Source organism: Pseudoalteromonas espejiana DSM 9414, from assembly GCF_002221525.1.
Classification (GTDB): Bacteria; Pseudomonadota; Gammaproteobacteria; order Enterobacterales; family Alteromonadaceae; genus Pseudoalteromonas; species Pseudoalteromonas espejiana.
The window spans coordinates 2003160-2026874 of sequence record NZ_CP011028.1 but is presented as its reverse complement, the minus strand read 5'-3'; the positions used below and the strand labels follow the sequence as shown (position 1 = coordinate 2026874).

16 protein-coding genes are annotated in these 23715 nt (G+C 39.3%); all 16 read left to right on the top strand.

Annotated elements, in window-relative coordinates; translation table 11 throughout:
• Positions 1-51: 51 nt before the first annotated feature.
• The 16 genes from PESP_RS09245 (at position 52) to PESP_RS09170 (ending at position 23654) form a co-directional block, all read left to right on the top strand.
• Positions 52-879 (top strand): CPBP family intramembrane glutamic endopeptidase, encoded by an 828-nt coding sequence (locus PESP_RS09245; RefSeq protein WP_089347773.1) that lies wholly within the window; start codon positions 52-54, stop codon positions 877-879.
• A gap of 312 nt (positions 880-1191) precedes the next feature.
• Positions 1192-1572 (top strand): hypothetical protein, encoded by a 381-nt coding sequence (locus tag PESP_RS09240; protein WP_054982583.1) that lies wholly within the window; start codon positions 1192-1194, stop codon positions 1570-1572.
• Between the two features lie 128 nt (positions 1573-1700).
• Positions 1701-2159: a GAF domain-containing protein gene (locus tag PESP_RS09235; RefSeq protein ID WP_054982582.1), complete on the top strand. Its 459-nt coding sequence runs from the start codon at positions 1701-1703 to the stop codon at positions 2157-2159.
• Positions 2159-2437, top strand: coding sequence for a hypothetical protein (locus PESP_RS09230; RefSeq protein WP_054982581.1), 279 nt, complete (start codon positions 2159-2161; stop codon positions 2435-2437). Before PESP_RS09235 ends, PESP_RS09230 begins: the two co-directional genes overlap by 1 nt.
• Positions 2438-2452: 15 nt before the next feature.
• Positions 2453-3091, top strand: coding sequence for an RNA chaperone ProQ (proQ, locus tag PESP_RS09225; protein ID WP_004586712.1), 639 nt, complete (start codon positions 2453-2455; stop codon positions 3089-3091).
• A gap of 26 nt (positions 3092-3117) precedes the next feature.
• A complete protein-coding gene (prc, locus tag PESP_RS09220) occupies positions 3118-5142 on the top strand; it encodes a carboxy terminal-processing peptidase (RefSeq protein ID WP_089347772.1) in 2025 nt (674 codons plus the stop codon).
• A 182-nt stretch (positions 5143-5324) separates the two neighbouring features.
• Positions 5325-6785, top strand: a complete 1461-nt coding sequence (gene nhaC, locus PESP_RS09215; RefSeq protein ID WP_174694384.1) for a Na+/H+ antiporter NhaC — start codon at positions 5325-5327, stop codon at positions 6783-6785.
• A 43-nt stretch (positions 6786-6828) separates the two neighbouring features.
• Complete coding sequence (pepN, locus tag PESP_RS09210; RefSeq protein WP_089347770.1) at positions 6829-9423, top strand: aminopeptidase N; 2595 nt, start codon at positions 6829-6831, stop codon at positions 9421-9423.
• Positions 9424-9645, top strand: a complete 222-nt coding sequence (locus tag PESP_RS09205; RefSeq protein ID WP_089347769.1) for a DUF2835 domain-containing protein — start codon at positions 9424-9426, stop codon at positions 9643-9645.
• A 250-nt stretch (positions 9646-9895) separates the two neighbouring features.
• The gene (locus PESP_RS09200) at positions 9896-11989 is read left to right on the top strand and encodes a DUF1302 domain-containing protein (RefSeq protein ID WP_089347768.1); all 2094 of its coding nucleotides are present in this window, start codon (positions 9896-9898) and stop codon (positions 11987-11989) included.
• A gap of 13 nt (positions 11990-12002) precedes the next feature.
• Complete coding sequence (locus tag PESP_RS09195; RefSeq protein ID WP_089347767.1) at positions 12003-13367, top strand: DUF1329 domain-containing protein; 1365 nt, start codon at positions 12003-12005, stop codon at positions 13365-13367.
• Between the two features lie 127 nt (positions 13368-13494).
• Positions 13495-14490: a WD40/YVTN/BNR-like repeat-containing protein gene (locus PESP_RS09190; protein WP_089347766.1), complete on the top strand. Its 996-nt coding sequence runs from the start codon at positions 13495-13497 to the stop codon at positions 14488-14490.
• Positions 14490-16811 carry an efflux RND transporter permease subunit gene (locus PESP_RS09185; protein WP_089347765.1) on the top strand — a complete coding sequence of 774 codons (2322 nt, stop codon included), beginning with the start codon at positions 14490-14492 and terminating at the stop codon, positions 16809-16811. The genes PESP_RS09190 and PESP_RS09185 overlap by 1 nt, the downstream gene beginning before the upstream one ends.
• A 213-nt stretch (positions 16812-17024) precedes the next feature.
• Positions 17025-21866, top strand: coding sequence for an NAD-glutamate dehydrogenase (locus PESP_RS09180; protein ID WP_089347764.1), 4842 nt, complete (start codon positions 17025-17027; stop codon positions 21864-21866).
• A 117-nt stretch (positions 21867-21983) separates the two neighbouring features.
• Positions 21984-22994 (top strand): quinone-dependent dihydroorotate dehydrogenase, encoded by a 1011-nt coding sequence (gene pyrD, locus PESP_RS09175; RefSeq protein ID WP_089347763.1) that lies wholly within the window; start codon positions 21984-21986, stop codon positions 22992-22994.
• A 129-nt stretch (positions 22995-23123) separates the two neighbouring features.
• Positions 23124-23654 carry a cell division protein ZapC gene (locus PESP_RS09170; protein ID WP_089347762.1) on the top strand — a complete coding sequence of 177 codons (531 nt, stop codon included), beginning with the start codon at positions 23124-23126 and terminating at the stop codon, positions 23652-23654.
• Positions 23655-23715: the final 61 nt, after the last annotated feature.

Sequence of the window (23715 nt, the reverse complement as noted above, 5' to 3'; positions counted from 1 at the left end):
GGGGTAGGCATGCTTAAGTGGAACTAAAAATTACAATTTAAGAAGGTTACTATGAACATTATTTTAAAATCACTGTTAGTGATAGCCACGTTTGTTTTTTGCCATTACATAATGAAAAGCTTTTGGGGTAGCGAATGGACGAAAATATTAACCCAGGCCGATGCGTCTACTGATGTTTTATTTATCCCCGCTAAATACCTATTTTTATATACTCCTTTATTAGTGCTAACCACATTGCTATTTAAAAGACGTAACATGCTTGACGCAATTGGCCTTAACACCGCAGGCTTTAATAACTATACCTTTGCAGCTTTGCTGTGCTGTATACCTATGACACTTGGCTATGCATATTTAAGTAATAATTTAAATTTGTCTTTGTCTGGGCTAATAACAGGCTCAATCTATGCTGGTTTTTTTGAAGAGCTAATATTTAGGGCGGCTTTATTTGGCGCTTTATACCGATTTTGCCGCTGGGGGTTCATCCCTGCAGCGTTGATAAGCTCGGTAGTATTTGGAGTAGGGCACATGTACCAAGGTGGCGATGCCGTTTCTGCACTAATGGCGGTCGCAGTAACCACCGTTGCGGGTACTTGGTTTGCGTGGCTTTATTGTGAGTGCGGTTATAAAATTTGGTTTCCTATGTGGATGCATATTTTTATGAATGCAGCTTATGGCATTTTTAGTATGTCGGGTGGTGCAGTGGGTGATTTGCACGGCAACCTTTATAAAGCCACCGCTATTGTATTAAGTATCGTATATGTTGAAGCACTGATCCGCCGAGGGAAAAAACGTGAAGTCACTATGTCCTCATTATTTATAAATACATCAGCAGCGACGCTTAATACCCCTATCAAACCGCAAATGACTGCCGCAGTCTAAATGCGTAAATTAGCCATTAATTGTAGAACGCATTTATATTGCAATCTTAAGGCTAGGTTTTATCGAAGATAGCGCCTGTAAAGTAGTGAGCTTTGCCTTACAGGCGAATAAGCAGCTCAAAGTAAGCGTGAGCTGCCAAAAAATAGGTGTTTGATTTTCAGTTAACAAAACTATTCATTAAAATGTCTAGTTACAGCAGTTTAAAGAGTGCTCAATTTCCCATCATAAATTACGACCATAGTCTCTGTTTCTAACCTTAAGAACTTGGTGCATGCTTTATATATTGTTTGTAGTGTGTAATTAGGAACTTATATGAAACATCAACTTGCTAAAAGTGTTGCACTTTCTTTGTTATCGCCCGTTATTGTTGGCAGCCTGTTGGGCTTATATTATGGACTGACAGTTAATGGTGATGTTACCACTATTTTTTTGCAACTTTTAATGACCGCAATAGCGAATGCTCACATTGTTGGCCTTACTATGGCTGCTTTTGTTGTGCCTGGCTATTTACTAATGTTTAAGTACGCAAAAGTAAACTATTCGGGGGTTTTAACACTAGGTTTATTAGGTGGTGCAATATTTAGCTTTTTACTAAGTGCGACTACAGGCGAGATATTTTTAATTAATAGTGTAATGTCAGCATTTGCTGCTGGACTATTTTTGTTTGGCCTTCGTAAATCCTCAAAAAAATAATTGCAGAAATATTAATCAAGCGTGCTGAAAAACGGCGCTATTTCTGTTTTTTTGCCTGCAAAAGGTTTCAATTTTTCACGACAAAGAGTACCTTTAGCTACTGTCTGTTTAATAAGAAGTAGTTTGGTATGCAAAAGCACGATTTTTACCAGTCATTAGTTAAGCAAACTGAATCACTAATTGCTGGTGAATCTAATGTCATTGCTAATATGGCTAACGTAAGTGCGCTGTTATTTACCTCATTAGAAGATGTAAATTGGGCGGGCTTTTACTTTATGGATTCACCGAGTGAATTAGTACTTGGGCCTTTTCAGGGTAATCCGGCCTGTATCCGTATTCCTGTAGGTAAAGGAGTATGTGGTACTGCTGCAGCAACGTTGCAAACACAATTAATTGAAGATGTTCACGCTTTTGATGGTCACATCGCATGTGACGCGGCGTCAAACTCAGAGATTGTTGTACCTATCATGAAAAATGATAAAATAGTTGCTGTACTTGATATTGATAGCCCAACTATTGGTCGATTTGATACTGATGACCAAGCGGGTCTTGAAGCATTAGTTAAATGCTTAGAGGCAAGCTTGTAATGAAAGATTTGCTAAATGTTCAAGACTACCTATTTGCTATACAAGATGTTGGCGACTGGGAAGGGGATGAAGAACATGTAGCGGAAACGCTCAATGATTTGATTCACATTGCCTGGGATAAACTCCCAGATGATTTAGATTGTGAATCAATCGATGAAATAATAAATGGTATTTGGGAACACCTTCGTGGTGATATGGCTGTACTAGAGGCCGACTTCGAAGAGTTGGTCGACTGGGTAATACACTACGTTGATTCGTCCCTTGATGAAAAGATGTGAAAAATAGGTTCTAAAATGGAAACCACAAACAAGCTAAAAGATATTAATGAAGTGTTGGAATTTTTATATCAAGAATTCCCACAATGTTTTAAACAAAAAGACGGTATTAAACCGCTTAAAGTCGGTATTTTTAAAGATATCGCTGAACGTATTGAAGGGTCTGAAAAAGTAAGTAAGACACAAGTACGTCAAGCGCTTAGAAAATACACGTCGAACTGGCGCTATTTAGAAGCTGTGACTAAGTCAGAGTTTCGTATTGACCTTGATGGTAATCAGGGTGAAAAAGTAGAGCAAGAGCATATTGATCACGCTCAAAAAGCCCTAGAAGAAAGCCGCGCGAAAATGGCAAAGCGTAAAAAGCAGCAGCGTCCTCGCCAAGATTCAGATTCTAAATCTTTCAAGAAAAAACCAGCTCACGCTAGCAAAAACAATGCACAAGCTAATAAACCAGCTAAAGCAGCGCCAGCTAAACGTTCAGGAAAAGTTGAACCTTTACCTGCAAGTGAGGTCAAGGTTAATAACAAGGTTAAGGTTAAACTTGGCCAAGCACTTGTAAATGCAGTAATTACTGAAGTAAACAAGGACGAAGTTCATGTTGAATTAGTAACTGGTATGCAAGTTAAAACCAAAGCTGACAGCTTATACATTATTTAAGCTGTAAATAAATTAAGGAGTTGTGTATGAGTAAAAAGTTTACGCTCATTCCGTTAGTTGCTGCCCTGTTTTCAGGTTCTTTACTTGCTTCAGTAGAAGCTGCCAAACTTGAAGACTTACCTGTGCTTAAGCAAGAAAGTCAACATGGCACTGCCAGCAAACGAGTGGCTAACTTATTTGCTCGTTCACACTATACACCGGTTCGATTTAACGATGAGCTTTCGAGTAAAGTGTACGATCGTTATATCGAATCCCTTGATTTTAATAAAAGCGTATTTTTAGCAAGCGATATTGCGTCGTTTGAAAAATACCGCGATGATTTTGATAACGGTATCACTACCGGAAAACTTGGCTTTACCTTTGATATTTTTAATCTAAGTTTAAAGCGCCGTTTTGAACGTTATGAATATTCTTTATCGTTGCTTGATAAAGAAATGACATTTGATAAAGACGATGAGTATTTTTTTGACCGTGAAGACTCTGCATGGCCAGTATCGCAAGCTGAGTTAGACGAGATTTGGCGTGAGCGCGTTAAATACGATGCGCTTCGTTTAAAAATGACAGGTAAAGACTGGGAAGGGATCAAAGAGGTTCTTACCAAACGTTACAAAAATGCGCAAAAACGTTTAGTTCAAACAAATTCTGAAGATGCATTTCAAATTGTGATGAATTCTTTAGCACGTAGCATAGAGGCACATACCTCGTACTTATCGCCACGTCGCGCTGAGCAATTTAAAATGGATATGGACCTAGAGCTTGAAGGCATTGGTGCCGTTTTAAGCCCAGATGAAGATTATACTGTTATTCGCAGTTTAGTCCCTGGTGGCCCAGCAGATAAAACAGAACAATTAAAAGCTGACGATAAAATAATTGGTGTAGCACAAGATAACAAAGAGTTTGTAGATGTTATTGGTTGGCGCTTAGACGATGTTGTAGATTTAATTAAAGGGCCAAAGGGCACCAAAGTACGTTTACAATATTTGAAAGGTGCTGATGCCCACGGTACGCCAAAAGTGGTAGAAATTACGCGTGATAAAATCCGCTTAGAAGATAGAGCCGCTAAATCAGAAGTATTTGAAGCAAGTTACTCAAACTTAACCTCTAAAGTAGGTGTTATTGAAATACCTGGTTTTTACAATAATTTATCTAAAGATGTAAAAGTTGAGTTAGCTAAGCTAAAAGAAGAAAACGTTGATGGCATTATTATTGACCTTCGTCAAAACGGCGGTGGCTCATTATATGAAGCTACTCAGTTATCAGGCCTCTTTTTTGACCAAGGCCCCGTTGTTCAAATTCATACTTTAAATAACCGAATTGAAGAACAAAAAGACCGTGACGGCATTACCTATTACGATGGTCCGCTTACTGTATTAGTTGATCGCTACAGCGCATCAGCGTCTGAAATATTTGCCGCTGCGATGCAAGATTATGGTCGCGCAGTGATAATTGGTGAACAAACCTTTGGTAAAGGGACTGTACAGCAGCACAAAGGTTTAGGCCGTGCGTATGATTTATACGATAACGAGCTTGGCAGCGTGCAATACACCATAGCTAAGTTTTACCGTATAAATGGCGGTAGTACGCAACATAAAGGCGTTATTCCAGATATCTCTTTTCCATCAGCTATCGATCCGGCTGAGTGGGGTGAAAGTAAGCAAGATAATGCATTACCTTGGGATAGCATTGTGCGCGCTAAGTACAATAAACAAGGAAATTTAACCCCTGTTATTACTTACTTAGAAAAGCAGCATAATGAGCGAATTAAATCAGAGCCAGAGTTTGGCTATGTATTTGATGACATTGCTCGTTACAATGAAGAAAAAGATCGTAAAACTATTTCTTTAGTCGAAGCTAACCGCATTAAAGAAAAAGATGAAAACGAAGCACGCGCCTTAGCTCGTACAAACGAGCGTTTAAAGCGTTTAGGTAAAGACCCCGTTGAAAACCTAGACGATGTGCCTGAAGTAATTGAAGAGCTAGACCCTTTCTTAGAAGAGGCCGCTTTAATCACGCAGGATTACATTAACTTTGGCCGTATAGCTAAAAAGTAAAACCGTGTTTTACTACTTTTAAAAGGCGCTTAATGCGCCTTTTTTGCTACCTAAATTTTACTGAATTGCTATAATCGCCAATTACTAAAATTGAGTTACATTACTGTGGCTTAAAAAATGCACTGATATGCTAAAAATAATAAATAAACACACATTCCTATATGTGTGTAGGAGTCACTATTTTGAAGCCTTTAGAAAAACCAATTAAACCCGCCTCGTTCCTCGATGCGCTAGTTCCAATAACTGTTTTGATATGCCTACTTGGTGCTGCAGTTTACTTATTTGGTGATAATTCATCATCAGGCCCCAACCAAATTGCGTTACTGTTTGCTACTTTTGCAGCGGCTTTAATTGGCCTTAAAAATGGTTATACCTGGAAAAAACTTGAAGATGCCATGATTGAAGGCATCACCCTGTCGTTAGGGGCTATTTTGATATTATTAATGGTAGGTGCCTTAATTGGTACTTGGCTGCTATCGGGCACCGTTCCGACATTAATATACTATGGCTTACAAGTGATTAACCCAAGCTGGTTTTATGCCGCGAGCTGCTTAATTTGTGGCATTGTAGCTATGAGTATTGGTAGTTCTTGGACTACTGCAGCCACAATAGGTGTGGCGCTATTAGGCGTAGCAACAGGTTTAGGACTAGATCCTACCGTTACAGCGGGCGCTGTTATTTCTGGTGCTTATTTTGGTGATAAATTAAGCCCATTATCAGAAACCACCAATTTAGCTCCAGCTGTTGTGGGCGCTGACTTATTTGAACATATTCATCATATGCTTTGGACAACTGTGCCAAGCTTTGTAATTGCGCTAGTCATTTTTATATTTATGGGCTTTAATGCAACGGCTTCAAATGAAGCAGGCCGAATTGAAGAAATTACTGCGATTTTAGAGCAAAACTTTAATATCGGTTTTGAAATGCTCATACCTTTAATTGTGCTATTGGTTCTTGCAATTAAAAAAATGCCAGCGTTTCCTGCTATTTCGATTGGTGCGGTAATAGGTGCTGTGTGGGCAATGCTTTTTCAGTCAGATTTAATTGCAACACAGTTAGACCTTTCGCAAGGTGAACTAGTTGGTTACTTTAAAATAATCTGGACTACGTTTTTTGATGGTTTCAATATTGTCACTGGCGATGAAAAAATGGACTCATTATTAAGCGGTGGTGGTATGGCAGGTATGCTAACTACAACTTGGCTTATAATGACGGCACTTATGTTTGGTGCCATCATGGAAAAAACCGGCTTATTAGATATTTTTGTTAAAAGTATTTTAAAAATCGCTAAAAGCACAGGTTCACTTATTGCATCAACCATTGCTACCTGTGTTGGTACAAACTTAATTGCAGCGGATCAATACATAGCCATTGTAGTACCTGGGCGCATGTTTAAAGAAGAATACAAAAAGCGCGGTTTAAAACCTGTAAATTTATCACGTACACTTGAAGATGGCGGTACGATAACGAGTCCACTTATTCCATGGAATACATGTGGTGCATACATGCAAAGTGTTTTATTAATTAACCCATTTGATTATGCGTTATACGCTTTCTTTAATTTAATTAATCCTTTCTTAGCTATTATATATGCGTACGTAGGCATTAAAATTTTACGCATTGAACCAAAGCAACCTGCTTAAATCTAAATAGCTCCTTATTTAAGGAGCTTTAGCTGGAGTAACTATGACCGTTTCAGAACAACCTCAAGCGCAGTATTTAAAAGACTACACAGCGCCAAATTTTTCTATTGAGCACACCGAGCTGACTTTTGATTTACAGCCATTAAACACCAAAGTTACTGCACTTTTAACGCTTAAGCGAACAACTCACGAAAATTCTGCGTTAGTGCTAGATGGTATAGATTTGCAATTAATTGAGCTTGAAGTTGATAACACACCTTACAGTAATTACAAAGTTGAAGGTGAGCATTTAATTATTAATGACTTACCGCATGCATGCCAACTTAAAATGGTGACTAAAATTTCACCACAAACGAATACCTCTCTAGAGGGGCTTTATTTATCGGGTGGTGCTTATTGCACGCAGTGTGAGGCTCAGGGCTTTAGAAAAATCACTTACTTTATGGACCGTCCTGATGTATTAAGCACCTATGACGTAACCATCATTGCTGATAAAAGCTTCAAGCAGTTACTCTCTAATGGTAATGAAATAGACAGTGGTGAAACACAAGATGGTCGTCATTTTGCTAAATGGCAAGACCCTTTTAAAAAGCCAAGTTACTTATTCGCTTTAGTGGCGGGTGACTTTGATGTACTAAAAGATACGTACACGACTAAAAGTGGCCGAGAAATAGAGCTAGCTCTATTTGTAGATAAAGGCAATTTATCTAAAACTCCGCATGCAATAAACTCTCTAAAAAAAGCAATGCAGTGGGACGAAGAACGGTTTGACCTTGAATACGATTTAGACATTTATATGATAGTGGCCGTTGATTTTTTCAATATGGGCGCAATGGAAAATAAAGGTTTAAATGTATTTAACAGTAAATGCGTATTGGCGAATCAAGAAACCGCGACAGATAAAGACTATCACACTATTGAATCTATTGTAGGGCATGAGTATTTTCATAACTGGACTGGTAACCGAGTAACGTGCAGAGATTGGTTTCAGTTATCGTTAAAAGAAGGGTTAACGGTATTTAGAGACCAAGAGTTTAGCAGTGATTTAGGCTCTCGCGCGCTCAACAGAATTGATGCGGTTAAAGTTATGCGCACACATCAATTTAGTGAAGATGCAGGTCCAATGGCTCACCCAATTCGCCCTGAAAAAGTAATTGAAATGAATAACTTTTACACCGTGACTGTTTACGATAAAGGCGCTGAAGTTATTCGTATGATGCATACATTACTAGGTGAAGTTAACTTTCAAAAGGGAATGCAGCTTTATTTTGAGCGCCATGATGGCCAAGCGGTTACCTGCGATGATTTTGTTGCGGCAATGAGCGACGCATCTGCAATTGATTTAAGCCAGTTCAAACGTTGGTATAACCAATCGGGTACGCCGCGTTTAAAAGCCATTCAACATTACGACCAAGAAAAGCAGCTATTTACGTTAACTGTTGAGCAGTCAGCACCGTTAAATCAGCCAGATAATAGTAATTTACATATTCCTTTTGCCATTGAGTTATTAAATGAAAAAGGCGAAAGTACTGCGCTTACATATCAAGGAGAGCAACAAGATCATGTACTTAATGTGACAGAGCAAACGCAAACATTTACGTTTGACTCTATCGAGTCTCGTCCAGTTGCTGTTTTACTAGAAGATTTTTCAGCGCCGTGTATTTTAAACCAGCAGAACTCAGAGCACGATTTATTACATATAATGCGTTTTGCACGTAGTGATTTTTCACGGTGGGATGCACAGCAGCAGTTATTTATTAAAGCTGTAAAAGAGGCAATGGATGCGCCTGAGCAAGCAAAGCTAAGTGACAATGTAATAACAGCCCTACGCGTTTTAGTTGAGGCGCAATCAGGGGATTTAGCACTCATAGCAGAGCTGATTAAGCTTCCTAGCTTTGATACGTTTGCCGCTGAGTTTGAGATAATTCAGGTTGATGAAATTATTACTATAACAACGCGTTTTGAGCAGCAAATTGCAACCCAGTTAGCATCTGAGTTTTTAAGCTGTTACAACAGCTTAGTAGATGACGGTAGTATAAATGCAAATGCCGTTGCTATACGTGCACTCAAAGGTATGTGTTTGCATTACCTTGCTAAAACACAAAACGACGAAGTAAGCAGTATAATTAGTAACGCGGCTGACTCTTCAAATATGACCAATGTTTTAGCTGCGCTAAGTGCAGTAGTTAAAGCATCTCATCCGTTAAGTGGCTCGCTTTTAAATCACTTTGATAGCCAGTGGCGTCATGATGTATTGGTAATGGATAAGTGGTTTGCACTTCAAGCGATGCACGCCGATGCTGATGCAATAGATAATATAAAAGCGTTATATGAGCACCCAAGCTTTGACTTTTCAAACCCTAATCGCGTTCGTGCATTAGTTGGTAGCTTTAGTCATTTTAATACATCGCAATTTCATCGAGAAGATGGAAAAGGCTATGAGTTATTAGGTGACTTACTCATTAAATTAAATGCGATTAATCCACAAAATGCATCAAGAATGCTAACGCCATTTATGTCATGGAAACGCTTTGATGAAACGCGTGCAAAGGCAATGAAAGCCCAGCTACAACGTTTGGCTAATCTTGATGGATTAAGTGCAGATTTATACGAAAAGGTAGAAAAAGCGCTCAACTAAATGACAGAGTATTACTTTTACTTAAACTTGAGCTATAACAAGTGCATGGACTATTACCATGGCCGTTATAGCTCACTGCAAGTTGTTGAGGATAACGGCAAAACAATACGTTTTGCCGCTTCACACCTACGCCCTTATATTTCTTCTATTGGAATAAGAGGGCGCTTTAGACTATTACTCACCCCTGAGAATAAATTTATTCGCCTCGAACGTATCGCCTAACCTGTCGTTTTTATGTTATAGATACATAAAAATATTATCTTTTTGTTAATTTCAATTTGTTCTATTGTTAATTTACGTGTATAAATTATCTGGTATGACGTCTTACCAATACGTAAACGTCAGCTAAAAAAATATAATAATTGATTGAATGCGACCATTTGTAATTTTTTATAATCGCTTCTATCGTTAAGATTACACTAAAAACAATAACTTGATCACACATAATTACCCACGACAGGGGGGATACACAATGATAAGAAGATCGCTTTTTGTTAAAAACAAAATAGCTATAGGTTTAGCAGCCGCAAGCTTAGGTTTATCTGCAGCAGCGAATGCAGCAAATTTTGAGGTTGGAGGTTTTGATGTAACTTTCGATTCAACTTTTTCCTATGGTCAAAGCGTCCGTGTTGAAGATAGAGATTTCAACATTATTGGTAAAAGTAATAATCCTGCATTTGATTGGTCTGGGTATAATCCTGCATTAAATACAATTTATTCTTCTCAAGATGTTTGGGCGCAGCCTGGCTCTTATTCTAATAATGGCGATGCAGGTAATCTTAATTTTGATAGCGGTGACTCGTTTTCAAAATTATTGAAAGGCACACACGACCTTTCAATAAGCAAAGATAACTACGGCTTATTTACACGCTTTATGTACTTTTACGATTTTGAGTTAATGGATGGCGACAGAGCTTACGTTAACCCAACGTCAGGGCAGGGCGTAGACCCTTGTGATGATGACGACACTAAAGAGCAAAGCTGTGCTGACATTCGTTTACTTGATGCCTACGTTTGGGCTAACTTTGATTTAAACGATGGGAATAACCCACTTTCAATTCGTTTAGGCCAACAAGTAGTTAACTGGGGTGAAAGTACGTTAATTTCGCACGGTATTAACGTAAACCCAGTTGATATTGACCGCTTAAAAGCACCGGGTGCTGAGCTTAAAGAAGCGTTTATCCCAGTGGGTATGCTTTGGGCTTCATTAGGAATTACTGAAAATATTACCCTAGAAGGTTTTTACCAGTATCAGTGGCATGAGACACGCTTACCTGCTGCGGGTACCTATTTTTCTACTAACGACTTTGCAGCAGAAAACGGCTATCAGCAAAATGTACAGTTAGGGTTTACATCAAACCCAGATATTGATGTTGCGTTTTTAACTGACAGTTTAAATAATTTATATACAAACTTTGCTCAAGTAGCTGCAGCCCAGGGTGTAGATCCAACTAGCGCCGAAGGCCAAGCATTACTTGCAAATATGTATTTAGCGCATCCAACCAAAGTGGCCCTTAAAGGTAAAGGTGATAACGGTAAAACAGAGCCTGAAGATGGTGGCCAATATGGTTTACGTTTAGGTGTGTTTTTACCTGAGTGGAACGATACAGAAGTTGCGTTATATCATGTAAATTACCACAGCCGCAGGCCGCTTATTTCTGGACGTGTTTCTAACTTTTCACAAGCTGCTATCGCTCAAGATTTAGCGATGATTGCCACAACTGAAATTACAGATGACAACGTAGCCGATTTAGTTGCTTTTTCTAAAGCAGAAAACGATTACCCAGAAGATATTAAACTTTATGGCTTAAGCTTTAATACCACCATTGGTGAAACCGCCTTTGCAGGTGAATTTGCTTATCGTCAAGATGAGCCACTTCAAATAGATGATGTTGAACTTTTATACACTGCAATGCCTGAGCAATTAGCACTAGCGGGTATTCGTCCAGACTTTGCGGGTATTTCGCAAATGAGTTTTGGTGACGATATTAGTTCGGTAGCCGCTGGCGAAGTAGCACAAGGTTACATTGAGCGTGATACATCGCAAATTCAATTTACAGCTACACATTTATTTGGCCCGTCATTAGGTGCTGATAGTTGGGCTGTAGTAGGTGAAGTGGGTGCTGTTAAAATTCATGATATGCCTGATTACGACGAAATGCGCTTAAATGTATCAGGTACTGGTCGAAGCGGTGTAATTACCGGTCCAGGCACAACTGACTACACAACATTGCAACTTGGTCTTTCTAATGGCCCAGAAGAAAAGTCGTTTGCAACGGCATCATCTTGGGGTTATCGCTTAATTGCTAAAGGTGACTACTTTAATCTGTACAATGGCATTAACTTCTCTCCGCGATTTGTATTTTCTCATGACGTAAATGGTAACACGCCTGATCCTATGTTCTTATTTATTGAAGACCGTAAATCATTAGGTGTAACCATGAACTTTAACTACCAAAATGCATGGTCACTTGATGTGAGCTACAACTCATTTTGGGGTGGTGGCGATATCAATACTTTCTCAGATCGCGACTACGTTTCTTTCAATTTAAAATATTCAATTTAGGGGTAATATTAGTATGATTAAAAAACCTACCCTCATCGCTACCGCTTTGTGTAGCATGTTTTTAAGCTCGGCTGCATTAGCAAAAATGAGTGCTGAAGAAGTTGCACGTTTAGGGCAAGACTTAACGCCATTTGGCGCAGAAAAAGCAGCAAATGCGGATGGTTCTATCCCAGCATGGAACGGTGGTATTACATCAGCTCCAAAAGGGTATGAACCGGGTATGCATCACCTTGACCCATACTCAGCCGACAAAGTTTTATTCACTATTGATAAAACAAATATCGATAAATACAAAGAAAATTTGAGCCCTGGCCAAATTGCATTGTTTGAAGCGTATCCTGATACGTTTAAAATGCCTGTATACGAAACACGCCGTTCGGCTTCGTATCCGCAGTTTGTTTATGATGCAACCAAAGAATTTGCACCAAGCGCAGAGCTTATTGAAGGTGGTAATGGTATAAAAAATACTGCAATTGGTATTCCATTCCCGATTCCTAAGTCGGGTTTAGAAGCTATTTGGAATCATTTATTACGTTACCGTGGTCAATCTATTGAGCGCTTTGGTGGGCAGGCTGCACCTACAGCATCAGGATCTTATAACTATGTAGGTTTTGATGAGCAGTTACTGGTTAAATATTCTGATCCAAAAGCAACACCTGCAGAGCTTCAAGACTCAAACATTTTGTTTAAATTTAAACAAAAAGTAACTGAGCCTGCTCGTTTAGCCGGTACCGCGCTACTTGTACATGAAACCATGGACCAAATATTAACGCCGCGCCAAGCGTGGACTTATAACTCAGGTCAACGTCGTGTACGTCGTGCACCTAACGTTGCATACGATGCACCAGGTACAGCGGCTGATAGCTTACGTACTACTGATGACTTTGATATGTTTAATGGCTCGCCTAATCGTTACAATTGGACACTTAAAGGCAAGCAAGAGTTATACATTCCTTACAATAGTTATAAGCTGCATAGTGACAAGCTGGAATACGATGACATTTTAAAACCTGGTCATATTAATCCTGAGCATACACGCTATGAAAAACACCGTGTTTGGGTTGTTGAAGCGAACTTAAAAGATGATACGCGCCATATTTACAAAAAGCGTGTGTTTTACATAGACGAAGATAGCTGGCAAGTTCAGGTTACCGACATTTATGATAACCGTGACCAACTTTATCGTGTAGCTATGGCTTATGGTCTTAACTACTACGAAGTACCTACGCAGTGGAGTACACTTGAAGTTTATCACGATTTAAATTCGCGTCGTTATTTAGCAATTGGTTTAGATAACCAAGAAAAAATGTACGATTTTTCAGAATCGTTTAACGATAACGAGTTTACTTCAAGCGCATTGCGCCGTGAAGGTAGATAACCAAGTAATATGCAGCTAACAGCCCGTTAGCTGCTTTTTCTTTCTCATCGCGTTTGTCTTTATGACGCGCAGGTTTTTCCTCAGTAAACAAGACAAACATTTCTTCAGTTCAAGGCGATTAAAATTTATGAAGTATTTGGTATATGCCAGCCTGATTATAAGCGGTGCAAGTGTTGCACAAGATGCACCTTTACAAGCTATTAGCGCAATTAACGCAAATAAAACTCTCCTCACCGATATTACAAATACAGGCGCTGGCCTTGTTGCAGTTGGCAAACACGGTACTGTTATAAAAAGCATTAATGGTGAAAAGTGGCAGCAGGCACAAAGTGTACCTACGCAAGTTTTGTTAACTGCCGTCGATTTTAGCACCGAGACTAACGGCTGGGCATGCGGGCACGATGCAACAATTATCAATACCACTGATGGCGGGCAAAACTGGCAGTTACAACAAGCTAAACCAGAGCTTGATAAGCCTTGCTTAGATATATATTTTGAAAATAACACAACAGGCTTTGCTGTTGGTGCTTACGGGATGTTTTATCAAACAACCGATGGCGGACAACATTGGCAAAAACGCTTTTTAGACTCTTTATTATTTAGCGAAGACAGAGAGTATTTAAACGACTTAAAAGAAAATGACCCTGAGGGTTACGAAGCTGAAACCGCTTCTATTTTGCCACACTTTAATCGCATAGAAAAAACAGATAATGGCTTAATGTTGGTTGGCGAAATGGGGCTAATGGCACGCAGCCAAGATAACGGCGTCACTTGGCAACGCCTTGATGAGATTTATCCTGGCTCTTTTTTTGCCGTTGCATCTGATAGCGAACAAGAAATAGTGGCAGGTTTACGAGGTAATGTGTTTGCCAAAAGTAAAAACGAGCAGCAGTGGCAACATTTTGAAAATGTGAAAACAGCCACAGTAAACAACATCATAAATTATAACAACGAGCAGTGGTTATTGCTTGCTAATAGTGGCGTGATTTTTCATTTAAAAGATGGCTTACTAACTCATGAACAACGTCCCGATGGCAAAGCGATACTAGATGGCGTAATAATTAATAATAAATTGGTCATGGCAACAGAAGATGGCATTAAAGTGAAGGAGTTGACCCCTTAATGCATATGTTTTTAGATTTTTTAGAAAAAGCGGTATTTAGACACCGCACAATCATGTTAATCGTATTTGCGTTCATAACATGTTTTTTAGGCTACAAAGCCACGCATATTGAACTAGACGCATCATTTAATAAAAACATCCCGCTCAATCATGACTACATGAAAGTGTACACAAAGCATGAAAAGCAATTTGGTGGCGCTAACAGTATTTTAATATCGGTGTGTGATGATAGCGGTAATATTTTTAACCCTGAGTTTTTTACTCAGTTAAAAGCGGTACACGATCAGCTTTATTTTATTCCTGGTGTAAATCGCCCTTTAGTTAACTCAATTTTTGCGCCAAGTGCACGTTTTGTTGAAGTGGTAGAAGATGGCTTTGCCGGTGGTCCAATTATACCTGCAAACTTTAAAGCTGATGCACGCGGCTTAGGCATCGTTAAAGAAAATATCGAAAAAGCAAAAGTAGTAGGGCGTATGATTGCCAGCGACTACTCATGTGCCATGGTGACAGCGCAGCTATTAGAGACCGATCCGCAAACACAGCAAAAGTTAGATACACTCGCTTTTGCTGAAAAACTCGAAAGCCAACTAAGAGAACCACTAAGTACAGACAAAGTGAGCATTCATATTATTGGCTTTGCAAAAATGGCAGGAGATATAGCACAAGGTGCTAAAGGTGTTGTGCTGTTCTTTGCAATCGCAATTGCATTTACATTTATTATGGTTTGGTTATTTTGTGGCAGCCTAAAGCTCACTATATTGCCAATTGCCTGTTCTATTATTGCCGTAATTTGGCAAATGGGTTTACTTTCAAGCTTAGGGTTTGGTCTTGATCCTATGTCTATTTTGGTCCCATTTTTAGTGTTTGCGATTGGTGTAAGCCATGGTGTGCAAATGATAAACGCGATTGGCAAAAAAGTAGGCGAAGGTAAAAGTACGCGTGTTTGTTGTCAATCAAGTTTTAGAGCGTTATTAGTACCTGGTGGCATTGCGCTTCTTTCTGACACAGTTGGCTTTTTAACACTCCTTACCATAGATATTGGTATTATTCGTGAGCTTGCTATAACAGCCAGTTTAGGTGTGGCTGTAATTATATTTACTAATTTAATTTTACTACCTGTGTGGGCTTCGTACTTAAACTTTGCTAATACAGTGCACATTCAAGCTGGTGATGCTCAAAAACCAAATATGCTTGATGCAATTCGTAATTTATTAGTTAAGGCAACAGACCCTAAAACCGCTAAAGTGATCATCGGCTTTACGTTAGTTTTATTTGCATTAGGTTACTGGCAAGCAGATAAAATGCGTATTGGTGATTTACACGCAGGTGCGCCTTCATTGCATCAAGATGCGCGTTATAACCAAGACACATTTTTAATATCGGACAAATACACTATTTCGTCAGATATTTTAAAAGTGATTGTTGAAGCTTACCCAGCAGCATGTACAGAGCATGATGTAATGGCGCGTATTAGTCGTTTTCAATACAAAGTAGAAAATGTAGCTGGGGTGCAATCGGCGGTTAGTTTAAGTTCGGTCGCGCAGTCGGTGAATGCAGGTTACAACGAAGGTAACTTAAAATGGCAAAGCTTACCGCGTAATTCGGCAAGTTTAGTGCAATCTACTGCACGAGTAGAAACCAGTACCGGTTTACTTAATGGTGATTGTTCTGTCATGCCAGTGATTATCTTTTTAGATGATCACAAAGCGCAAACTATTGATACTGTAATTCAAAGTGTTAAGCAATTTGCACAAGAAGAGGGCACAGATAAGCTTGCTTTTAAACTAGCTTCGGGCCCTGTTGGGGTAATGGCTGCTACAAATGAGTCGGTATCTGCTGCGCAAATTCCGATGATGCTTTACGTATACGGCGCCGTAATAGTGTTATGTTTAATGAGCTTTAGAAGTGTTAAAGCAACAATTGCTGTGGTACTACCGCTTTATATTGTATCAACACTCGCGCAAGCCCTTATGGTACAGCTCGAAATTGGCCTAACCGTGTCTACATTGCCTGTTATAGCGCTTGGTGTAGGTATTGGGGTTGATTACGGCATTTACATTTTGTCATCTATGATGGGGCAGCTTAAGCAAAATGTACCGCTTAGTGTGGCGTACCGTAACGCGCTTGTTGAGCGTGGTAGTGCAGTATTATTTACCGGTATTACGCTTGCGATAGGTGTAAGTACGTGGATATTCTCTGATCTTAAGTTTCAAGTAGATATGGGAATACTACTTACCTTCATGTTTTTAGTGAATATGTTAGGTGCAGTGCTGCTTTTACCTGCGATAGGTAGCTTACTGTGGACCGACCAGAAAAAATAAAGTGAATAATTGTGCTCCTAAATGACCAGTAATGGTCATTTATATCTATATTTTGTGAATAGATGACCAAATAGCTGAAATGCTTAAAATGTTTTCATCGAAAAGGCTGTTTATTAGCGCTAAAAGGGTTAGAATTTAACTGACTCCACGCTAATAAATGGCTGTACAAATATTCTGCTTAACTAAAAGCAGTAATAGATTAAGGAACATACAATGACACGAAATGAAGGCCAAGCCTCGGTTATCCTAGATAATGTCTGTAAGCTTATCCAGAAAAAAGTTCACGCTGATAATGTGTTACTCGTTGAGAAATTCGCCAAAGCCTTGTACAGCAACATGTCTAAAGAGGATTTGGCAAATCGCAATGACAGTGACTTATACGGTGCTGCACTCAGCCTTTGGAATGCACTAGAAAAAAACACCACGGACGACGCAGTAATTCGCGTTTTCAACCCTGAAGTAGCAAAAGATGGCTGGCAGTCATCACATACAATTGTAGAAATCATCGCTAAAGATATGCCATTCTTAGTTGATTCTGTTCGTATGGCTATGACCCGTGAAAATATAGCTTCTCACTTATTACTTCACAGCCCACTTAAAATTCAGCGTGACAAAAACGCTAAAATTTCTGGCTTATCAAATTTAAAAGCAGAGCAAGAATCTACCTCGACTAAAACAGTGTTCTTTATCGAAATTGACCGTCAAACAGACGCGTCTGTTATTTCATCATTTAAAAAAGAATTAGAATCTGTGTTAGTTGATGTCTCTATTGCGGTAGACGATTGGCAACCAATTCGCGAAAAGCTTGTGTCAGTTACTCAAGAAGTACCTAAACGTAAGCACAATAAAAATAAAAACGAAGTATCTGAAGCCGTTGAATTTTTAGACTGGCTAGCTAAAGATAACTTTACATTAATGGGTTATCGCGAGTACGAATTAACACCAGTGCAAGGTGATTACCAATTAAAAGGTAAAATGGAAACCAGCCTGGGTTTAATGAAAAACTCAACAGATGAGCACACACGTTTATTATCTGAATTACCAGAATTTGCCCGTCAAGAAGCACTAAGCAGCAATTTATTGGTGTTAACGAAAACTAACTCTGTATCTCGCGTGCATCGCCCAGCGTATATTGACTACGTTGGTATTAAACGTTTCGATGACGAAGGTAATGTAGTCGGTGAAGACCGCTTTATTGGTTTGTTCTCATCAAGTTTTTACAACAACAGCGCAGCAGATGTGCCAGTTCTAAAAAGTAAAATTAACCGCATTATGGATATGTGTGACTTTGCTAAAGGAACACATGCGTACAAAGCGGTACTAAATATTTTAGAGACTTACCCTCGTGATGAGCTTGTTCAGGCGCGCGAAAGTGAATTATTAGAAGTATCGATGGGCGTTTTACAAATACAAGAGCGCGATATGTGTCGCTTATTTGTGCGTAAAGATGCTTACGGGCGTTTCTTCTCTTGCATGGTGTATGTGCCACGTGAGCGATACAACACAGCGCTGCGCCGTGAAACACAAGATATTTTAGCTAACGCCTTTAATTCTGACGAAAAAGTCGAATTTACTACCTATTTCTCTGAGTCAACACTTGCGCGTACTCATTACACCGTTCGTGTGACCGATAACAATATCGAATATAAAGTGAAAGACATCGAAAACAACTTAGTAGAAGCGGCCCGCACTTGGGAAGATAAACTTCAATCTGCACTGTTAGAGTCTGCAGGTGAAGCCCGCGGTAATGATTTAAATCGTAAATACTGCAACGCTTTTGCACGTTCATACAAAGATGAAGTATTACCAAGCGCCGCAGTTGTTGATATTGAAAAGCTAGAGCTGCTAACAGACGAAAACAAGCTAGAAATGCTGTTTTACCGTCCTCAAGAAGAAGCAAACAGTAATATTGTTCGTTTAAGCTTATTCCATAAAGATGAGCCAATTCATTTATCTGACGTAATGCCAATGTTAGAAAACTTTGGTTTACGTGTAGTTGGTGAAACACCTTACTCTGTTAAAACAAGTGATGGTCGAATTAATTGGATCATGGACTTCTCTATGCTTATTGATAGCAAAGGGATGGCTGATTTTGACAAGATTTCTGCTCGTTTTCGTGCTGCACTTACCAACGTTTGGGGCAACCGCCTTGAAAACGACGGCTTTAACCGCTTAGTACTAATGGGTGGCTTAACGGGTCGTGAAGCGTCTATTTTACGTGCATATGCAAAGTATATGCGTCAAATCGGGGTTACTTTCTCGCAAACTTACATTGAAAGTACCTTTGCTAACTACCCGAATATTGCTGCGCAAATTGTTAATTTATTTGCTAAAAAATTCTCGGTTAAAAGCCCTGCAAGCGCTAAAACACTTGAAAAATTAAGTGCACAAATTTACTTAGAGCTTGAAAACGTAGCAAACCTTGATGATGACCGTATTATTCGTTTATACGTAGATATGATTGCAGCAACGCTGCGCACCAACTACTTCCAAAAAGATGAAGCGGGCCAATTTAAATCGTACGTGTCGTTTAAAGTACAGCCTAGTTTAATTCCTGATATGCCATTACCACTGCCAGCGTTTGAGATATTTGTATACTCACCGCGTGTAGAAGGTGTGCATTTACGTGGTGGTAAAGTAGCGCGTGGTGGACTTCGTTGGTCAGACCGTCGTGAAGACTTCCGTACTGAAGTTTTAGGCTTAGTTAAAGCGCAACAAGTTAAAAATACTGTAATTGTACCAGTAGGCTCTAAAGGTGGTTTTGTTTGTAAACAGCTACCTAGTGAACGCGAAGCGTTTATTAAAGAAGGCCAAGAGTGCTACAAAATTTTCATCCGTGGTTTATTAGACATTACAGATAACATTGAGCGCGGGGAAATAGTACCGCCAGTAAATGTGACACGTCATGACGAAGATGACCCGTATTTAGTAGTTGCAGCCGATAAAGGTACCGCTACTTTCTCAGATATTGCTAATGGCATTGCTAACGAATATAACTTCTGGCTTGGTGATGCGTTTGCATCAGGTGGTTCAGTAGGTTATGACCATAAGAAAATGGGCATAACAGCCAAAGGTGCGTGGGAGTCAGTTAAACGTCACTTCCGTGAAATGGATATTGATTGTCAAACAACTGATTTTACGGTTGTTGCCATTGGTGATATGGCCGGTGATGTATTTGGTAACGGTATGTTGCTTTCTAAGCATATTCGCTTACAAGTGGCATTTAACCATATGCATATATTTATTGATCCAACGCCAGATGCTGCTACGTCATACCCTGAGCGTGAACGTTTATTTAACTTACCTCGTTCATCATGGGAAGATTACAACAAAGACCTCATTTCGGCCGGCGGTGGTATTTTCTCTCGTGCTGCTAAATCAATTTCGTTAAGCCCAGAAATGAAAAAAATGTTGGGCACTAAAAAAGCGAGCATGACACCAAATGAGCTAATTAAAGCCTCATTAATGATGGAATTTGATTTACTGTGGAATGGTGGTATTGGTACTTACATCAAAAATAGCCAAGAAACAGATGCAGATGTAGGCGACCGCGCTAACGATGCGCTGCGTATTAACGGTAAAGATTTAGGTGCTAAAATATTAGGCGAGGGTGGTAACTTAGGTGCTACTCAACTTGGTCGTATCGAATTTGCAGCTAAAGGTGGTCGAGTTAATACCGACTTTATTGATAACGTAGGTGGTGTTGCGTGTTCAGATAATGAAGTAAATATTAAAATTTTACTTAACGGTTTAGTCTCTGAAGGTGATTTAACACGTAAACAGCGTGATGAATTACTTTACTCTATGACCGACGAAGTGTCTGAATTAGTGCTTAAAGATTGTTACCGTCAAACTCATACGCTGTCTATTACGCAATCTAAAGGTGCTTCAACACTTAAAGAAAAGATTCGTTTTATCCATGCCCTTGAAAAAGAAGGCAAGTTAAACCGTGCAATCGAATTCTTACCAACTGATGAAGAACTAGCAGAAAGAGCGGCAGCAGGTAAAGACCTAACGCGCCCTGAGTTATCTGTACTGGTTTCTTACGCTAAAATGGTGCTTAAAGAGTCTTTAGTAACTGATGATATTACTGAAAACCCGTATTACCGTCAGCTATTGGTTAAATCTTTCCCACGTCCACTGCGTGAAAAGTTCAATGACGCAATGGATAACCACCCACTGCGCAAAGAAATTATTGCTACAAAATTGGCTAATAACATCGTTAACGACATGGGCTTAAATTTCATGGTTCGCATGAATGAAGAGACTGGCGCTAACGAAGCTGAAATCGCAATGTGTTACTCAATTGCTAGCGAAATTTTTGAAATGCGTGAAACGTGGTCATCAATTAGCGCACTTGATAATAAAATTCCGGCTGCTGTGCAAACCGAAATGCTTTATCAATTACGTCGTACAGTTCGCCGTGCAACGCGTTGGTTCTTACGTCATCGTAATAAAGCACAAACTATTGAGCAAGCAATTGAGTTCTTTGCTCCAACATTTAAAGACTTAAGTGATAACTTAAACACTTATATGCAAGACAAAGAGCATGAATGCTTAAATGGTAAAGCAGATGAGTTAGTCAATAAAGGTGTACCTAAGCAGATTGCTAAGCGAATTATCGACCTTTCTAGCTTGTTCTCTGTAATGGATATTGCTGAAATCGCACATAACTCTGGGCGAAGTGTCGCAATGGTATCTAATACCTACTTCAAACTTGGTTCGCGTATGGGCTTACATTGGTTCTTGGATCAAATTACTAATCAGCCTGTATCTAACCATTGGCAAGCACTTGCACGTGCGTCGTACCGTGAAGAGCTTGATTGGCAACAACGTACACTTTCTCATGTTGTGTTAAATAGCTTTGAAGGTGACGAAAACGATGTAGATAATCAAATAGATCAGTGGATGGATAGCCAAGATTTATTACTACAACGTTGGAAGCACATGCTTGCTGAGTTTAAAACATCGCAAAGTCACGATTTTGCAAAATTCTCAGTTGCGCTGCGTGAATTAATGCTACTAAGTCATAACTGTGATACATCTGGAAAATAATTTGGCTTTAATTGGTTATTTATTCAGTAAATAATCAGTTAATTGTTAAAATTGTTATACAATACCTCAGCCTTGTCTGAGGTATTTTTTTGTCTGTAATTTAAAGAGGAACAATTCATGTTTTACGATTTAGCCCGCCGTTTTATGTTCACCCGAGATGCTGAATGGGCACATGAGTTTGCGCTTAATAATTTACGCCGCTTTGCACACACCCCTTTAAATGCAGCTTGGTCTCAACAAGTAGCAGATAAACCGGTAAATTTTTTAGGGCTTGAGTTTAAAAACCCTGTAGGACTTGCTGCAGGCCTTGATAAAAACGCCGAGTGTATAGATGCATTTAGCCAAATGGGTTTTGGCTTTGTTGAAGTAGGCACAGTGACACCTCGCCCACAGGCCGGTAACGACAAGCCTCGTATTTTTAGATTACCTGAGTCAAACGCTATTATTAACCGTATGGGGTTTAATAATAAAGGGGTTGATAACCTAGTAAATAATGTAAAAGATGCAAATTACACAGGCATTTTAGGTATTAATATAGGCAAAAATAAAGATACCCCAAATGAGCAAGGCAAAGATGACTACATTCACTGTATGCGTAAAGTGTTTGAGCATGCATCTTACATTACGGTAAACATTTCATCGCCAAATACACCTGGGCTTCGTGATTTACAGTACGGCGCTGCATTAGACGATTTACTGCAAAGCTTAAAGAACGAGCAGCTTGATTTAATAGCAAAACACAATAAACAAGTACCTATGCTAGTTAAAATAGCGCCAGATCTTGACGAGATCCAAATCGCACAAGTAAGCGAATCATTACTAAGCAATAAAATTGATGGTGTAATTGCAACCAATACCACGTTAGAACGCAGCGCAGTTATGGGTCAACAATACGCTGATGAAGCGGGCGGTTTATCGGGTTTACCAGTTAGAGAGCGCTCTACACACGTGGTTAGCGAGCTTAAACGCTTAACGCAGGGTAAGCTGCCAATTATTGGTGTAGGTGGTATTGATGATGCACAATCAGCCCAAGAAAAACTAAATTCAGGTGCTAATTTAGTTCAGGTTTATACTGGGTTCATCTACAAAGGACCACAATTGGTAAAATCGATCGTTGATTCCTTATAAGGATCAGTTATGTAAGCTTTTGATCGTTCAATAAATGTTCTAAGTGGGTGTTTTAAAAATGGTCAAAAGCAGCTATAATTTAATATTATTGTCTTATTAAAAAATTAATTTTTAACAAGGAGGAGGCAAATGTTACAAGCAACAAAACAATGGCAGTGGATTGCATGTGCAAATAAAAACCGCTTACTGCTTGATTTAAATGATGATATGCAGCTATGTACTCCGTATAAATTAAGACAATTAACCGACTGTGTTTTTGAAAACCCGCGCTTTAGTTTAGAAGATGCAGCCTTTTACGAGCAAGTTTATAATTATTTAGACGGGTTTGAGCTTTGGCAACCCGCACAAATTTGCCAAATAGCCCTAAACGCGACTGCCGTAAAGTTTCATTTAAAACCAGTACTTGCCAAAAGTTGGTTTTTTGAAGAATACACGGGGAGCCAACCAAGTACCGAAGCCATTGTTAAACTTACCTCTAAAGCACAAACCGGCGAATTTTTAATTGTTGAGCATTGCCCTGATGCCTCAATTTGTTTAAACCTAAGCGAAACCTTCCAATTAGATGATAATTTATCGCTTGAGCAGTTTGAAGTCATTCGTGTTTTAAATAATCGCGTTCACCCTCTAATACTTGAGCAATATCAAACTAAATCTGCTTAGCAAATTTACAAATCTGGCTGTGTTTATCAAGTGTTTGTGAGCCAACCTATGTTATAATCCT

What these genes read in the sequence shown, in the direction of transcription:
- PESP_RS09230 (WP_054982581.1), top strand. Translation starts at nt 2,159, where the DNA reads ATGAAAGATTTGCTAAATGTTCAAGACTACCTATTTGCTATACAAGAT.
- PESP_RS09205 (WP_089347769.1), top strand. Translation starts at nt 9,424, where the DNA reads ATGACAGAGTATTACTTTTACTTAAACTTGAGCTATAACAAGTGCATG.
- pepN (WP_089347770.1), top strand. Translation starts at nt 6,829, where the DNA reads ATGACCGTTTCAGAACAACCTCAAGCGCAGTATTTAAAAGACTACACA.
- PESP_RS09195 (WP_089347767.1), top strand. Translation starts at nt 12,003, where the DNA reads ATGATTAAAAAACCTACCCTCATCGCTACCGCTTTGTGTAGCATGTTT.
- PESP_RS09245 (WP_089347773.1), top strand. Translation starts at nt 52, where the DNA reads ATGAACATTATTTTAAAATCACTGTTAGTGATAGCCACGTTTGTTTTT.
- PESP_RS09240 (WP_054982583.1), top strand. Translation starts at nt 1,192, where the DNA reads ATGAAACATCAACTTGCTAAAAGTGTTGCACTTTCTTTGTTATCGCCC.
- PESP_RS09180 (WP_089347764.1), top strand. Translation starts at nt 17,025, where the DNA reads ATGACACGAAATGAAGGCCAAGCCTCGGTTATCCTAGATAATGTCTGT.
- PESP_RS09185 (WP_089347765.1), top strand. Translation starts at nt 14,490, where the DNA reads ATGCATATGTTTTTAGATTTTTTAGAAAAAGCGGTATTTAGACACCGC.
- PESP_RS09200 (WP_089347768.1), top strand. Translation starts at nt 9,896, where the DNA reads ATGATAAGAAGATCGCTTTTTGTTAAAAACAAAATAGCTATAGGTTTA.
- PESP_RS09170 (WP_089347762.1), top strand. Translation starts at nt 23,124, where the DNA reads ATGTTACAAGCAACAAAACAATGGCAGTGGATTGCATGTGCAAATAAA.
- PESP_RS09190 (WP_089347766.1), top strand. Translation starts at nt 13,495, where the DNA reads ATGAAGTATTTGGTATATGCCAGCCTGATTATAAGCGGTGCAAGTGTT.
- prc (WP_089347772.1), top strand. Translation starts at nt 3,118, where the DNA reads ATGAGTAAAAAGTTTACGCTCATTCCGTTAGTTGCTGCCCTGTTTTCA.
- pyrD (WP_089347763.1), top strand. Translation starts at nt 21,984, where the DNA reads ATGTTTTACGATTTAGCCCGCCGTTTTATGTTCACCCGAGATGCTGAA.
- proQ (WP_004586712.1), top strand. Translation starts at nt 2,453, where the DNA reads ATGGAAACCACAAACAAGCTAAAAGATATTAATGAAGTGTTGGAATTT.
- PESP_RS09235 (WP_054982582.1), top strand. Translation starts at nt 1,701, where the DNA reads ATGCAAAAGCACGATTTTTACCAGTCATTAGTTAAGCAAACTGAATCA.